9 protein-coding genes are annotated in these 16,035 nt (G+C 41.6%); 1 reads left to right on the top strand and 8 read right to left on the bottom strand.

Annotated elements, in window-relative coordinates; genetic code table 11:
• Positions 1-140: 140 nt before the first annotated feature.
• The 4 genes from secDF to gyrB form a co-directional block, all read right to left on the bottom strand.
• A complete protein-coding gene (gene secDF, locus G564_RS0107830; protein WP_037373682.1) occupies positions 141-3,131 on the bottom strand; it encodes a protein translocase subunit SecDF in 2,991 nt (996 codons plus the stop codon).
• Between the two features lie 228 nt (positions 3,132-3,359).
• Complete coding sequence (gene mdh / locus G564_RS0107825) at positions 3,360-4,301, bottom strand: malate dehydrogenase (protein ID WP_029037177.1); 942 nt, start codon at positions 4,299-4,301, stop codon at positions 3,360-3,362.
• Between the two features lie 83 nt (positions 4,302-4,384).
• Positions 4,385-5,362: a DUF6588 family protein gene (locus G564_RS0107820; protein WP_029037176.1), complete on the bottom strand. Its 978-nt coding sequence runs from the start codon at positions 5,360-5,362 to the stop codon at positions 4,385-4,387.
• A 117-nt stretch (positions 5,363-5,479) separates the two neighbouring features.
• The gene (gene gyrB, locus G564_RS0107815; protein ID WP_029037175.1) at positions 5,480-7,420 is read right to left on the bottom strand and encodes a DNA topoisomerase (ATP-hydrolyzing) subunit B; all 1,941 of its coding nucleotides are present in this window, start codon (positions 7,418-7,420) and stop codon (positions 5,480-5,482) included.
• 406 nt (positions 7,421-7,826) lie between these two features.
• Here gyrB and G564_RS0107810 point away from each other — a divergent pair, with 406 nt between their 5' ends.
• On the top strand, positions 7,827-8,405 hold the full coding sequence (locus G564_RS0107810; RefSeq protein WP_029037174.1) for a DUF2911 domain-containing protein: 579 nt from the start codon (positions 7,827-7,829) through the stop codon (positions 8,403-8,405).
• 50 nt (positions 8,406-8,455) lie between these two features.
• Here the strand turns inward: G564_RS0107810 and G564_RS0107805 are convergent, their stop codons facing one another.
• The 4 genes from G564_RS0107805 to G564_RS0107790 form a co-directional block, all read right to left on the bottom strand.
• The gene (locus G564_RS0107805) at positions 8,456-9,094 is read right to left on the bottom strand and encodes a 7-carboxy-7-deazaguanine synthase QueE (protein WP_029037173.1); all 639 of its coding nucleotides are present in this window, start codon (positions 9,092-9,094) and stop codon (positions 8,456-8,458) included.
• Positions 9,095-9,189: 95 nt separating this feature from the next.
• Positions 9,190-11,274 (bottom strand): N-acetylmuramoyl-L-alanine amidase, encoded by a 2,085-nt coding sequence (locus G564_RS20850; protein ID WP_084625605.1) that lies wholly within the window; start codon positions 11,272-11,274, stop codon positions 9,190-9,192.
• Between the two features lie 106 nt (positions 11,275-11,380).
• The gene (locus G564_RS0107795; protein ID WP_029037172.1) at positions 11,381-12,772 is read right to left on the bottom strand and encodes a SusD/RagB family nutrient-binding outer membrane lipoprotein; all 1,392 of its coding nucleotides are present in this window, start codon (positions 12,770-12,772) and stop codon (positions 11,381-11,383) included.
• 10 nt (positions 12,773-12,782) lie between these two features.
• Entirely contained in the window at positions 12,783-15,962 is a 3,180-nt protein-coding gene (locus G564_RS0107790) for a SusC/RagA family TonB-linked outer membrane protein (RefSeq protein WP_029037171.1), read from the bottom strand.
• Positions 15,963-16,035: the final 73 nt, after the last annotated feature.

Below are 16,035 nucleotides of genomic sequence, written 5' to 3'. Positions count from 1 at the left end.
CCGCTCCGCAAAGCTCCGGAAGAGCGACAAGTTTATAGAAAAGCAAAATACCTGAACTAAGCTCCGGCGGAGCGGCATAATTTATAGAAACAAAAAAGCCTTCCGCAGGGGAAGGCTTTTTCTAATTTATAGATCGTAATCTATGATGTTACAGTTTCTTTTTCTCTTAATTTTCTCTTTTTGGATTCTTTCGTAAAAGTATCATAGGTAATTGGAGTTGCAACGAAGATAGAAGAATATGTACCTACAATTACACCCACAATAAGAGCGAACATAAATCCACGAATACTTTCACCTCCAAATATAAAGATCGCGAGAAGTACCACAAGAGTAGTCATCGAGGTGTTAACGGTACGACTAACAGTACTGTTGATAGCAGCATTGATCGCATCTTTTTTGGTCCAGGAAGGGTGTTCATTAAAGAACTCACGGATCCTGTCAAAAATAACCACCGTATCATTCAGGGAGTAACCCACAACAGTAAGTATTGCCGCAATAAAAGCCTGGTCGATCTCCATATTAAAAGGCATAAACTTATAGGTAAGGGAGAAAACTCCAAGTACGATCAGGACATCATGAATTACAGCAATTACAGCTCCAAGAGAGAATTGATATTTTCTAAATCTCAACAGGATGTAAAGGAAGATCACAAGGAGGGATCCCAATACCGCCCAAATAGAGGCCTGCTTAATATCATCTGCAATTGATGGTCCCACTTTTAAGGACTGCATAATACCAATCCCTCTTTCTCCTTCCCCACCTACACTAAAGTCGGCATAAGTTGTTCCTTCAGGAAGATAAGACCTAACAGCATTGAAAAGCTTTTGTGAGATCTCTTCATCCACGTCACTTCCTTCTTCATCAACACGGTATTTGGTAGTAACCTTGATCTGGTTTGCAGCTCCAAAAGTTTTGGCGCTTGCACTACCAAATTCGGCTACCAGTTCATCCTGAATATCTCCCGGATTTACAGGTTGAGTAAATCTTACCGTGTAACTTCTTCCTCCTACGAAATCCACACCCTGGTTAAGACCCTGAGTAAAGAGAGAACCCAAACTTATAAGGATGAAGATTCCTGATACTATATAAAATGTTTTTCTCTTTTGAAGGAAAGGAATGCTAAGATTAGCAAATAAATTCTTGGTAACCCCTGTTGAGAAGGCAAGAGATTTATTCGGATTCTTGGCATAATTATCAATAAACAATCTGGTAATAAATATCGCAGTAAATAAAGATGTGGCAATACCTATCAACAAGGTTGTCGCAAATCCTTTAATTGGCCCTGTCCCCAGTACTAACAGGATCAAACCTGTAAGACCGGTGGTAATGTTGGCATCAAGAATAGATGATAATGCGTTGTTGAAACCATCTCTAATGGCATCTTTCTGTACTTTCCCTTTAGCAAGCTCTTCCCGGATACGTTCGAAGATAAGTACATTCGCATCTACCGAAATACCTATGGTAAGCACAATACCCGCTATACCTGGCAGGGTAAGTACTGCTCCAAGGCCGGCAAGTACCCCAAAAATGAAAAGAATGTTGGTTACCAGTGCAATGTCTGCATAAATACCTGCTTTTCCGTAGTAGAATATCATCCAGATCAACACCAGGATCAATGCAATAATAAAAGAAGTAATACCGCTGTCGATCGCTTCCTGCCCTAAGGAAGGACCAACGATCTCACTTTGTACGATATCTGCAGAAGCAGGTAGTTTACCGGCACGTAGCACGTTAGCTAAATCCTGACCTTCTGTGATACTGAAATCACCTGTAATCTCACTTCTTCCTCCTGAAATCGGTCCGCTGGAAACTCCGGGAGCAGAATAAACTATATCATCAAGTACAATAGCGATCTGGCTCTGATTTTCGGAAGCATAACCGGTCATTTCTTCCCAGATCTTTGCTCCTTTTCCGTTCATCTGCATGCTCACGGCCACTCTACCTACCTGATCATAAGTTTGTGTAGCATCTGTGATCACACCCCCTGAAAGTGGAGGTTCGTTTTGCCTGTTCCCTTTAAGGGCGTAAAGAGGTGCCGCAGCATCACCTTCCTCAGTTATTCCCCATACAAATTTTGCATACCGCTGCTCTCCTTCAAGAATGCTTCGAACCTGCGGCATTTTTAAATATCTGTTTACTCTGGCAGTATCTTCAATATTGAAGGTAGCCAACACAGGGCCTCCCTGGAAACCGGGAGACGCCATTAGGTCAAATAGAGGATTTTGTTCTGCAGTCTGTGCGGTAGTGTCATTTGCAGATTCGAGTAGTGCATCGATCTCATCTCTTTCAGCTGCAGTGGTGTCTGTTACTTCCTGTGTTTCCTGAGAGGCCAGTTCCTGCTTAAGTACATTATTCGCCTGAACAAAGAAATTTTGGAACTCATTACTCTTGTAAACATGCCAGAATTCAAGCTGAGCTGTGCTCTGCAACAGATCTTTCACTCTGTCTATTTCTTTTGCCCCCGGAAGTTCTACAAGAATTCTTCCTGAAGTACCAAGACGCTGAATGTTAGGCTGGGTTACACCAAATTTGTCAATACGTTTTCTAAGAACTTCAAAAGCTGAAGTAATAGATTCATCAATTTTTCTGCGAATGATAGGCTTCACCTCATCATTGCTCATTTCGAAATTGATCTCTTCACTAAGATTTTTATTTGCAAAAATATCGGGAGAAGCCAGACGTGCGTCAGGAATTTTGCCGAATTCTTCGAAGAATAGATCTACATAGTTCTCCTGACTGGACTTTTGAGCTTCATCAGCTCTGGCCAATGCCTGGTTAAAGGCAGGATCTTTACTATTGTTGGAAAGTTCTCTAAGGATATCCCTTACAGAGATCTGTAGAATTACGTTAATACCACCTTTTAAGTCAAGACCTTTATTAAGCTCCTTGTCCTTGGCCGAATTATAGGTAATTCCCAGAAGCACCTCCTCATTACCTATAGAGTCAAGATATCTCTGTTCTTCTCTTTCACGAAGCACGACATAGTTGTCAGCACTTTCCGGAATTTTACTTTCCGCGAATTCCTCGGCTTTTTGCTCAACACTACCGGCAATAAAAGTAAATGAAAGCTGGTAGATACATACCAGGGCAAACAAAACTGCAAATACCTTGACGATTCCCTTGTTCTGCATTATATTTAATTTATGTTCAATTTTTAAAAACGGACAAATATAGGTTTTCAATCATGAAAATCCCAATTATATTTTTTGAATTAATAACTTTTGACAATAATAAAAAAAGCTGCTCTAAAGTCCTGCCATAATGGGATTTCGCTCACCTGCCGGCATTCAATCCGGTAGGAAAAATCTTCTCACAAAATGACATTTTAGAGCAGCTTCTCCTGAAATATTTAATCGGGCTTATCCGCTAACTTTTTTTAGATCAAGAAGGTCATTAGTACCGGAAACTCCCTGAGAGCTTTCTTTCATTTTTGCTTTTTCCGCCTCATTAAGATCCAGCTCTACGATCTTTTCGATACCGTTCTTTCCTAGGATCACAGGCACTCCAATACAAAGATCATTCAAGCCATATTCTCCCTCAAGTAAAGCGGAACATGGGAACATCTTTTTCTGATCACAGGCGATTGCCTGCACAAGAGAGGAAACTGCAGCTCCCGGCGCATACCATGCACTGGTCCCTAACATCTTGGTTAAAGTAGCTCCCCCAACTTTAGTATCTTCGGTTACCTGATCCAGTCGATCCTGCGAAAGGAATTCCGTTACGGGTACAGAGTTACGGGTAGCAAGTCTGGCTAAGGGCACCATACCTGTGTCACTGTGACCGCCAATTACCATTCCGTCAACATCAGAGGCAGGACAATCAAGAGCTTCACTAAGACGGTATTTAAACCTTGCACTATCCAAAGCTCCTCCCATTCCAATGATCTTATTCTTGGGAAGGTTGGTGGTTTTATGAACAAGATAGGTCATGGTATCCATTGGATTACTCACAACTATAACGATAGCATTTGGAGAATGCTCCAGAATACTGGAAGAAACAGATTTAACAATGTCTGCATTGATGCCAATCAACTCTTCCCGTGTCATTCCCGGCTTACGCGGAATTCCACTGGTGATCACAGCAATGTCAGAATCAGCAGTTTTAGAATAGTCATTTGTACTTCCGGTGATCCTGGTATCAAATCCTAAAAGCGAGGCAGTTTGCATAAGGTCCATCGCTTTCCCTTCTGCATAATCTTCTTTGATATCTATAAGTACAACTTCGGAAGCAAAGTTTTTAATGGCAATGTATTCGGCGCAGCTTGCTCCAACAGCTCCGGCACCTACTATGGTAATTTTCATAATGGATTAATTTGATTAATAGTCCCACGAAAATACGAATTATACAGGAGTTTTTAATCAAAAATCGGTCGAAAAAACGAGGTTTAGATCTTAAAATGAAGGCCTAAATTGGCATTGAAAAACTCCCCTACAGTAGCCATTGCGCTCAACCTGAAAGGACCATAATGCAGATTGAATCCGAGGTCTCCTTTGAATTGAAAATTAGAGTCTTCCAGCTTATCCACCTGATTATTTACAATACCTAAATATTCTCCAGTCCCTCCAAAGATGTAATTGAAATTTGAGTTCATGACACCTACAGCTGCAAAAGGTTCAAAAAAATTCATCTTCTTTGAAGCAATCAACTCTCCCATAAATAGATCTGCATCTACATTTATTTGATCCAAAAGCACTATTCCCTCTGCACCCTGGGGTTCAAATTGATAGGCTACGTCTAATTTACTGTAGGCAACACCGAAAGCAAGCTGAAGACTTCTTTCAAAATTATAAGGATTGAAGTACTGGCTAAGATTATGTTTGACACCCAATCCATAAGTGCTGGCTGTGACTCCGTCAATGGTAACTTCAGGCATAGCGCGAACGGTAATTTCGGTCCCGGCAGAGACACCAACTGCCACCTGAATAAATGCATGAGGTATATAATCTCTTCCTATTCCATCAATAGCATCAAAATTAACCGGAATATTTTGTCCCATAAAATTGACATTTCCCGAGAGCATAATACTACTCGCTCCTCCAAAAGCGGTAGGTAAATTCACATTTTCCGCACCTTGGATTTGCAATAGCTGTAGCTGGGAATTGCTCAAATAGAAAGTTTTCCTTTTCGATGGTATGAGGAGTGCATTTCCATGTACTGAGAACCTAAAATCCCATTTTTCAAGTGCAGATGCTGAACTGAACCAACCTGCACTGGCCTGGTAACCAACCCCATCTGCTGCAGGGGCAGAGAATTCTCCCGCAACCAGAAGAATATCATTTATAAATTTGTCTACATCTTCAGATTGTGCAGAAGCCGGAAATGCTAAGAAAGGAATGAACAGGACGTAAAGAAATTTTTTCACGAGCTTAAGTTTATTAGTTGGTTAAAAATAGCAAAAAAAGTATAGTTCCTTCAGCAACTTCCTACAAACTAAAAACCCTGCATCACTGCAGGGTTTTTTTATCATCAATTATGAAGCTTATGCATCAATATTAGCATAAACTGCATTCTTCTCAATAAATTCTCTACGTGGTGGCACTTCATCTCCCATCAACATCGAAAAGATCCTGTCTGCTTCACCTGTATTATCAATAGTTACCTGGCGCAGGGTACGGAATTCAGGATTCATAGTTGTATCCCACAACTGCTCTGCATTCATTTCACCAAGACCCTTATATCGCTGAATGCTTACACCACCACTATAGGAGGCTGCAATTTCATCACGCTCCTTGTTACTCCAGGCATAACGTTTCTTACTACCTTTTTTCACCAGGTAAAGCGGCGGAGTTGCAATAAAGACATGACCTGCTTCGATCAATTCCTTCATATATCTAAAGAAGAAAGTAAGAATAAGGGTCGAAATGTGACTACCATCAACATCGGCATCACACATGATCACAATCTTGTGGTACCGCAATTTAGAAAGGTTAAGAGCCTTACTGTCATCCTCTGTACCGATGGTAACTCCAAGGGCGGTATAAATATTCTTAATCTCTTCGTTTTCAAAAACTTTATGGCTCATAGCCTTCTCCACATTAAGGATCTTACCCCTTAACGGCAGAATGGCCTGGAAATGACGGTCACGACCTGCTTTTGCCGTTCCACCTGCAGAATCTCCCTCAACAAGAAAAACTTCTGACTCCTGTGGGTCCTGCGATGCACAATCTGAAAGTTTACCGGGTAAACCTCCACCGCTCATTACCGTTTTACGCTGCACCATCTCCCGTGCCTTCTTTGCGGCATGACGCGCCTGGGCTGCAAGAATTACTTTTTGGACAATGGTTTTTGCATCGTTCGGATTTTCCTCCAGATAGTTTTCAAGCATCTCGGAAACGGCCTGAGAAACCGCAGAGGTTACTTCCCTGTTCCCAAGTTTTGTTTTCGTTTGTCCTTCGAACTGAGGCTCCTGTACTTTTACCGAAACAATTGCTGTCAATCCTTCCCGGAAATCATCCCCCGAGATTTCAAACTTCAATTTGTCTAACATTCCGGAAGCATCGGCGTATTTTTTAAGTGTGGTTGTTAAACCTCTTCTAAAACCGGCCAGGTGTGTACCACCTTCATGTGTATTGATATTATTAACGTATGAGTGCAGATTTTCATTAAAGGAGGTATTGTAAACCATAGCAACCTCAACAGGAATATCATTCTTTTCCCCTTCAATAGCGATAACTTCACTAATGATAGGTTCTCTCGTACCATCAAGGAATTTTATAAATTCCTTTAAACCTTCTTCGGAATGGAATACTTCAGAAATGAATTCCCCCTTATCATCTTTCTCACGACGATCGGTTAGCGTAATGGTAATGCCTTTGTTCAAGAAGGAAAGTTCACGCATCCTGCTTGCAAGAGTATCGTAATTGTACTCGATAGTTTGCTGAAAAATACTGGGGTCTGGCCTGAAAGTTACAATTGTTCCTGAAAGATCTGTTTCTCCAACAGGCTTTACAGGATAAACAGGCTTCCCTCTTTCGTATTCCTGCTCCCAAATAGTACCATCGCGGTAAACTGTAGCTTTAAGATGATCGGAAAGAGCATTCACACAACTTACTCCAACCCCGTGCAGACCTCCGGAAACTTTATAAGAATCTTTGTCAAATTTTCCCCCTGCTCCTATTTTGGTCATTACCACCTCAAGGGCAGAAACTCCTTCCTTTTTATGAAGATCGACCGGAATACCCCGACCATTATCTTCTGTAGTAACCGAATTATCTTCGTTAATAGTAACTCTTATAGTATCGCAGTGACCCGCCAGGGCTTCATCAATAGAGTTATCAACCACCTCATAAACAAGGTGATGCAAGCCTCTAACCCCTGTATCTCCTATATACATCGATGGACGCATGCGTACATGCTCCATCCCCTCAAGCGCCTGTATACTGTCGGCCGAATAACTGCTTCTTTTAACCTCTTCGCTCATACTTAAATTCGTTAAAATTTTATCAATTTCTATAACGAACAAATATACGAAAATCATACCTGTAAAACCAGTTTCACACTACCAAGGGGTCCGAAGTTATCAACAAATTCTGTGGAAAAACCCCCTGTTTAATTCAGAGCTCCAAGTTCTGCCGAACACCTGTGAGGTACTGTCAATCTTTTGGAAGTCAATCAATATTTAAGATCCGCCACCTGTAAAGAATTATAAATCAAAACCTGTTTTTCCACAATCAGTCACTTCGAATTTATCCCCCACCCAGAGATCGGATTCCTGGGTTTTTCACATTCGGAAATCTGCTTCTCATTTAACCGGATTTAAAGAAAACCTTAACGGTTTTTTGTCCAACAACGAGTATATTTAGACCAACAAACAAAATTCAACAGAAATGAAAAAAATTTTTTTATTGCTTGCGATTTTTGGTGGCTCTATTGTAGCACCTAATCTTCATGCGCAGGATACACCCGAAACAACTAAAGATAATGACGGACCCAACTTTTCAAAGTTGGACGTGAGCCCCATGGATGTAGCTTTATTTAGAGGTGAGAATAATGAACCTGTGGCACGAGTGCTTTACAGCAGACCTCAAACCCGCGACAGAGAAATTTTCGGAAAGCTTGTACCCTACGGAGAGGTATGGAGAACAGGAGCCAATGAAGCTACAGAGATCACCCTATACCAGGATCTCATGGTAGGGGACAAAACAATCAAAAAAGGAACTTACACCATGTTCACTATTCCTAGAGAAAAAGAATGGACAATAATTTTGAATAACAGCACAAATATTTGGGGAGCATATGATTACCATGTTGAAAAAGATGTGGCTCGTATCACTGTTCCCGTGAGAAAATCTCCCGTGCCCATCGAAGCACTTTCAATGAGCTTTGCCAGGAGTAATGACGGAGCAAATCTCTTTATAGGCTGGGATGACCGATATGTAAAAGTTCCTTTCCGCGAGGTTAATTAATCCGGAAAATAACCCAATGCAAAAACGCCCTTTTTACAGGGCGTTTTTTTTTATGGGATGTTAAGATATTTGTGGGTTTGTAATGATACCTTCCATTTAGGATTATCCATTACATAATCTACAATCAGGGGCATCATTTTTTCCCTGTTGCTCCATTCGGGCTGCAGGTATAAGATACAATTACCATTAACTTTTGCTGCCTGTTCTTCTGCAAAAATAAAGTCGTGCTTATTAAAAATTATGATCTTTAATTCATCTGCTTTTTGATAGATCTCTTCTGTTGGAAGCTTGATCTTTTTAGGAGAGAGACAAATCCAGTCCCAGGTTCCGGAAAGCGGATAAGCCCCAGAAGTCTCAATATGGATCTTTGCCCCTTCTTCTTTCAGTCCATTGGTTAGCGGCTCCATATTCCAGGTTAGCGGCTCTCCTCCCGTTATTACTACAGTTTTATTTTTACTGCTTCTCATGGCATTCTCCACGATAGTATTAACGGCAGTTGGCGGATGCAGCTTTGGATTCCAGCTCTCTTTTACATCACACCAGTGGCATCCCACGTCACAACCGCCCACCCTGATAAAATAGGCAGCGGTTCCTTTATGGAAACCTTCTCCCTGGATGGTGTAGAATTCTTCCATTAGCGGCAGCATTTCTCCCTTCTCCACCAATGTATTTACTTCATTTTCTTTCATGACCGGCAAAGGTAGTGAAAAGCCATTCTAAAGATCAAAGTAGAGACTCAAAATTTGGAGGGTTATTTTTTCTCCGGTAACTGTTGAACACCAGGTTAATTTCTTAGAATCAGCCCATTCTCAATTTTAGGCTCAGGATCATCCAATGGAATAACAAAGCCGTTTATGATTGCATAGCCCGCTTCTTCGTTCTTTTTGAGAAAGAAAGTCGGATTCATTCCCGGCTCCAGTTTTTCAGGAACTTTAAATTTCTCCCCCACAACCTGAACAGGATATTCGGTGTAGGTTTGCGTTTCCTTTAGATCCCGCACCCTTACAAAAGCGACACCGCTGGAAAGTATTTCAGCAAAATTCAGCTTTGCTACAGCTTGAAGATTGTCAAATGTTTCAGGATGAATTTTTCCGGGAATCAATGTATAGCCTAATACATCTATAACTTCATATCCATAATTCGTGGAGAGGTCTCCCTGATCTGCAATCCTGCTGTGATAATAATAAGTTTTGTCACCTTTAGCAGGAATCTCGGCCCGATTGATCCCAAGATCAAGGATATACGTCTCTCCTTCAAGCTCATAATTTAATCCTGTCAACTTAAGATCAAACAGTTTACTGTCATTTTCCGGAATTTTCTGGTAATCAGCTATATCTGCCGAAAGGTAATCTTCTTCAGAAATTGAAAAGAGCGCAGCCAGAATAGCCACGAAGTTAAATTTCCGGATCTCCTGTTTTTCAGGATCACCGGGAAAGCCGCCAGATTCTATAAGAATAGTACTGGTTCCCCATTTTTGAATATTATCTCCAAAGGCTCGCGGCTCAAAATCATCATTGTAACGACCAACATTTCCGGGAGCATAGTGTTGAAGAAGTTGATTCATCTGGACAATAAGTCTCATTGCATTTCCCCGCACTTCATTTACAGATTTTTCATAATCGTATGCCGGAGCTAAAAAGGAAATGGTAGCGGGATTAGGAGAACCTTCAGCATTGTAATACCTGCTCTGATCATGAAGATTAAAACCGAAATCGGCATCAAGACTATCCCGTACCCTTTTTAAAGTTTGTGCTTCGGGAGACTGCAGGCGCAAGGCATCACGATTCACATCAATTCCCAGTGCATTCCTTCTTTGGAATACCTCAGCCCCATCGGGATTGAGCATGGGAAGAAAATGGAGTTTCACCTTTTTCAGGAGCGCCTGCTTTTCCGGATTATAGGAATCGTGTGCGAAGAAATTGAGGATATCAAAAACAGCCATTGTGGCGGTCGATTCATCTCCATGCATCTGGGACCAAAGGAAAACATCGGTTTCACCCGAGCCTATACTCAGCAGAAAAAGTTTTCTTCCTTCAATTGAAGTACCTACCTGCTGAACCTCAATAGAAGAATGACCACTCCACATCCCAATTAGGGGCAGGATATCCTGATATTTTATGCGCCTTTCTTTCAGCGTATTTTCTTTATACTCATCATAATTCTCTGCTATCTCACGTATGAGCTCTGCAATTTCATTTGAATGAGATTTAGGTACTTCTTTGAAACCAAGGATTTTTGTAGCTGCTCTCAGCTTTTCCATAAATTCTTCACCAGGATCAGATTTTTGGGTACGGTATCCGGCATCTTTTTCCAGCCAAAGGTCGTGATCTTCGAAACTGGTGTACTCATGATGGCCAATAATATAATCGATATTGTACTTATTGTTAAGATACTTCACCAACCAGATATTGGCTTCGAGCTGAGCCTGGGTGAGCGGAGTATCCTCTGTACCGCCTACATTCTCTACTCCAATTGCAACGTGGTTGAGTCCAATCACATGCCGGCCCATGAGAGTTTCAGGCATTAACCTATAGATGGTCCCGTCTCTGTCCACCAGGAAATGAGCAGAAACATTGAGTTTTCCTGCTCCCGCAATCTCTGTGCGACCTCCCGGCAGTAGCGGATCATTGAATGCAGCAAAAGAACTTTCGAGGGTAGGAATTTCAGTCCAGTGCAGCACGATCATTTTTGGATCTATTGTTGGCTCCTCCTGTTCCAGGCCATAACGCTCTTTCATATATTCCAGGCTAAGCTGCCTTCTTTCCTCATTAAATTCTATTGGCCTGTCTACTATCCTTTTATTGTCCCTGCTATTAGAACCGCAGGAAATCAAAAGCAGGGAGAAGAAAATCAAAAAATTATATTTCATAGGAGTACAAAATAAAATCTCCCGACAATATCGGGAGATTTATTTAAAAAAAAACTTTCAAATGCTGGCGCCAGGCCGATAAAGAAAATCAACCAATTAAAGTCTTTTATTTATCCCACCAGACGGTTCCATAGATGGAATCATCTCCTCCAAATTGTCTGTCTACCGCGGCTTCATAATTATCAGAATTGTTGAAGCTTTCATTATCGGGATATGCCAGTCGTGTAGGTACCGGACGGCCATCAGGTTGAACGAAGTCATCCGGGAATCCTGTCCTTCTCCATTCACTCCAGGCTTCATATCCATGCATGAAAAGATGGATCCATCTTTGTTCTGCAATTATTTCGATTGCGTTATCTGGATCAAAAGCCACCCCGGGTTGATTAAGGAGCTCATCCACACCTTCAGTTGATCCCGTCCACTGTAGGATTGAATTTTCCACTGCCATGTTGTAATAGGTTTCGGCATCCTCAGAAATCCATTCTCTTTCTGCAGCTTCAGCAATAGCAAAAAGTGCCTGGGCATAGGTCACCAGGTGAACAGCAGCGTCCTGAGCAATAATATCAGAACCTAACAGGGAATATTCTTCAGTTCCTAATGCTTCAGTTTCTCCGAACGGCATACCCACAAATTCGCCACTTTCTCTGGCGGGATCTCCATAAACCTCCAGGCGGGGATCATTAACCGGTTTCATATCTTCCACCAGGTTTTCTGTAAGGGCCCACCATTCTCTGTTTCTGTCTATCACCTGCTCATACCAGTAATTCTGATTGTTAGCATCAGCTAAATGTCGGAAGACAAGATTATCAGCATTAGATTCCATTATTCCATCACTTAGTGCAGCATTGAATTCTTCCCGGGCTAATTGTTCATCAACTTCAGAAAGCCGGAGAGCCATTAAAAGCCTGATGGTGTTTCCCAGTTTTTTCCATTTCTCCATGTCCCCTCCATAAACAAGGTCATTCTCTATACTTCCGGCTACGATCTGGTCATTTGCCTCTTTTAGTAATTCAAAAAGATTAAGGTAAATTGACTGCTGCGTATCATAGGCAGGAGTAAAATTGTCGGCTCCCTGTAGGGCTTCTAAATAAGGCACATCCCCCCACCTGTCCGTAAGATTCCAATAAAAATAAGCTTTCAGAATTTTAGCTACGGCAATTTGATTTGCCACAGGACCTTCGGCTCCACTTAAATTTTCTTCAGAATTTAAAACGGTTTGAAGGTTCATAAGTGGCCCCTCGTAGAACCAGTAGAAACTTGTAGAACCTTCAGGATATAAAGACACACCTACATATTGAGTTTCGGCTAAATATTGAGCCAGAAATTCTCCCTGTGGAGAGGAACTTAATGACGGTAGGTATAATTGAGCATTTGCTATCAATTGTGTTCCCGATGCTTCACTGGGAATATTGGGGTTTACATTAATGTCTTCATCAAACTCACTACAGCCAACCATTGAAAGGCTGCATAACAATAAAATTATATAATACTTTTTCATGATTCTCTTTTTAGAAAGTAATATTGAGGTCTAAACCAATTGATCTTACAGAAGGTAATTGTCCGGATTCATACCAACTGATGGATTGTGCTCCCGTAGAGATTGCTGAAGGATCTATACCCTCCGGAGCTTCCTGCCATATCATGAAAGGATTTTGAGCTATAAGGGCAAGCTGGATATTTTCTACGGGAATATTCCCTAAAATGTACTTATTAATTGAATAACCCAGCCTTAATTCCTTCATCTTTACATAAGAGGCATCAAAAAGCCACTCTTCGTAAATCCTTCTCCCCACCACATTTCTGTAGTAGCTACGAGCATCAACATATGCAGTCACAGGTTCCCCGGTAGCAGCCGAAATTCCTTCAACCTTTACTCCTCCTCCTTCGTCAAGCGGATCCCTCACATTGGCTCCCCTATCATTAGTTACCACTGTTACAGGATCCTGACCTGTTCGCACTGCCAACATTTTAGAACGACTAAAAAACTGGCCACCTCCCTGGAATTCGATCATACCCGAAAGTCTCCAGTTTTTATAGACAAAAGTATTAGAGAAACCCCCGGTGAAATCTGGTAACACGCTGCCAAAGTTGTGTGTTTGATCTGTATATAAAGGCTTATTATCCTCCCCCAGAAGAATCTGTCCTGTGGCTTCATCTCTTTGATACGCAGTACCAACAAGACTTCCAAAAGGCATACCTTCATAAGAATTCAGATAACTGGTTACACTGGAATAGGTTGTGGAGGAATAGGTATAGACATCAATTCCCGGCGCCAATTCCACAACCATACTTTCGTTCTTTGCAAAGTTCAGGTTAGTATCCCAATGAAATTCTCCAAATTGAACAGGCCTTGCTGTAATTGCCACCTCGAAGCCTTCATTCTCAATTAGACCTGCATTAATAGTTGTTGAACTGTATCCACTAGTGCCAGATACATCCAGATTAATGATCTGGTTTTTATTCTTTTGTTGGTAATAGGTCAGATCAAGTCCCAGTCTCCCCTCAAAAAATCTTAGATCCATTCCTAATTCGTAAGAATGAGCAAAGGACGGTTCAATATTGGGATTATTAAGGTTGTTAGGAACAAACAATGTATTTGTCCCCCCATATACAGTTCCAACTCCAAATCCCATTGTCGTTTCATAAGGACCCAGATCTGAACCTGCCTGCGCATAACTGGCCCGTAATTTTCCAAAACTCATTGGGTCCCACTCCAGGAATTCACTGAATATAACACTCCCGGAAATAGAAGGATACCAATAAGAGTTATTATCTTCGGGAAGAGCAGATGAATTGTCATTTCTTAATGAAGCATCCAAAAAGAAGGTATCTGCATAACCAAGAGAAATAAGCCCAAAAAGGCTTCTCACCTGTTTTCTTAGCAGGTAATTGGATGTTGCCGGACGGTCAATAGAAGCATCAATATTGTAAAAACCTGGTGCCGATAGACCTCCAACAGTAGCCATGTACAAGTAAGTATAATTTCTGTTCCAGATGTTTCCTCCTAAGTTGGCATTAAGGGAAAAATCTCCCCATTCTTCGTCAAATTGAGCTAAAAATTCATAGTTATATTCCTTGTTCTGGTATTTTCCAATGGAGAAAGAAGGGAGACTTGTACCTCCAAAAGCTGTACGCTCCTGAATATTCTGGGTAAAAAGATCTGCCCTTATATGTCCGCTTAAAGTGAGATTATCAAGAATATCAAAAGTAATTCCTATATCTCCAAAAAACCTGTCCCGGTTATCCTGACTAAGATTTTCATAAGCATTAAAATATGGATTATTCCAGTAAAGAGGATTAAAATTTGTAACCTCTCCGGTCTCTGAACTTGGTCTTCTTAAATTCCAGTGTAAAAAAGTTCCGTCATCATAACGGTAATCTTTCAACCTGTTCATGTCCACATTCCTCTGAAACCACTGGACCAGGTAATTTGCACCATACTCAGACCCCTGCCCTGGTCGCTGAGCGTCATTACGTGCATACGTAAAATTGGTTGAGACATTCACTCTGTCAACTACATCTGCGTCGGCATGTACGGTAAGGTTATTTCTGTCAAGATGTGTGTTCGGCTCCACCCCTTCGATCCTGGTATCATTCAGGCTGATTCTAAAATTCGTTTTTTCTCCTCCTCCCGCAACAGAAACCGTATTATTGAATGTAGAACCGGTTTCATAGTAATCCTTAATATTGTCGGGATGAGGCACAAAAGGAGTTAATTGTCCATACGTAGGATCCTGAGGATAAAAACTGAATACCTGCCTCACCGGAGTACCGTCCATTCGCGGGCCCCAACTTTCATCTACAGAAAGATCAACATAAGGATCTCCATTTGGAAGAGTACGAAAACTGAGGCTGGAACCTCCTCCATACATATTTTGGAGGGGCATAAAATCATAGGTGGTCTCGACGGAATAGGTTGAATTCACCTGAACTGTAAATTTCTCTGCAGCTCCTTTTTTAGTCGTTATCATTATTACCCCATACTGCCCTCTAATTCCGTATAATGCCGAAGCTGCCGGTCCTTTTAAGACGTTGACCGACTCAATATCGGCAGGATTTATATCCTGTCCCAGGTTCCCATAATCGGCCCCAGCACTACCCGCAAAATTAGCATTGGAAATAGGAGTTCCATCTACAACTATAAGAGGTTGATCTCCCCCTCCAATAGAATTCACTCCCCTTATTTTGATCTTTTGTGTACCTCCCATGCTGGCTCCCGAAGAACCTGTCACCTGCACTCCGGCAATTCTTCCACCAAGGGCACCTATGACATTTTGGTCTTTTGCGATTGTTAGATCTTCTCCATCCACCTCCTGGGTAGAGTAACCTAAAGATTTTTTATCTCTCGAAATTCCCAGTGCCGTCACCACCACCTCATCAAGAGACTGAAGATCGGCCTCCATAGCTACATTTATAACATCTTCGGCACCAACAGTACGACGTACCCTTTGAAAGCCTATAGAGGAGAACGTCAAAACCTCCCCTGTTTCTGCGCTGATCGAGTAATTCCCATCAAAGTCGGTAACTGTTCCGGTACTGGTACCTTCAAGAATAACATTGACTCCCGGAAGCGGCATACCGTCCTGCGCCTGGGTGACCGTACCTGTTATCACCCTTTCCTGAGCCTCTACGTCCATAAATTGCAGCATGGCAATCATGGATAAAAGCAGTGTAATTTTGTTTCTCATTTGTTTGGTGTTTGGATTAAGAATTAAAAAGTTATTAAAATTTTTCACATACCGGAGGTTAATGTCTTAAAAT

This window comes from Salinimicrobium xinjiangense DSM 19287, from assembly GCF_000423585.1.
Classification (GTDB): domain Bacteria; phylum Bacteroidota; class Bacteroidia; order Flavobacteriales; family Flavobacteriaceae; genus Salinimicrobium; species Salinimicrobium xinjiangense.
The sequence above is the reverse complement of the archived record's forward strand: the minus strand, read 5'-3'. Positions and strand labels throughout refer to the sequence as shown.

What these genes read in the sequence shown, in the direction of transcription:
- secDF (WP_037373682.1), bottom strand. Translation starts at nt 3,131, where the DNA reads ATGCAGAACAAGGGAATCGTCAAGGTATTTGCAGTTTTGTTTGCCCTG.
- mdh (WP_029037177.1), bottom strand. Translation starts at nt 4,301, where the DNA reads ATGAAAATTACCATAGTAGGTGCCGGAGCTGTTGGAGCAAGCTGCGCC.
- gyrB (WP_029037175.1), bottom strand. Translation starts at nt 7,420, where the DNA reads ATGAGCGAAGAGGTTAAAAGAAGCAGTTATTCGGCCGACAGTATACAG.
- G564_RS0107810 (WP_029037174.1), top strand. Translation starts at nt 7,827, where the DNA reads ATGAAAAAAATTTTTTTATTGCTTGCGATTTTTGGTGGCTCTATTGTA.
- G564_RS0107805 (WP_029037173.1), bottom strand. Translation starts at nt 9,094, where the DNA reads ATGAAAGAAAATGAAGTAAATACATTGGTGGAGAAGGGAGAAATGCTG.
- G564_RS20850 (WP_084625605.1), bottom strand. Translation starts at nt 11,274, where the DNA reads ATGAAATATAATTTTTTGATTTTCTTCTCCCTGCTTTTGATTTCCTGC.
- G564_RS0107795 (WP_029037172.1), bottom strand. Translation starts at nt 12,772, where the DNA reads ATGAAAAAGTATTATATAATTTTATTGTTATGCAGCCTTTCAATGGTT.
- G564_RS0107790 (WP_029037171.1), bottom strand. Translation starts at nt 15,962, where the DNA reads ATGAGAAACAAAATTACACTGCTTTTATCCATGATTGCCATGCTGCAA.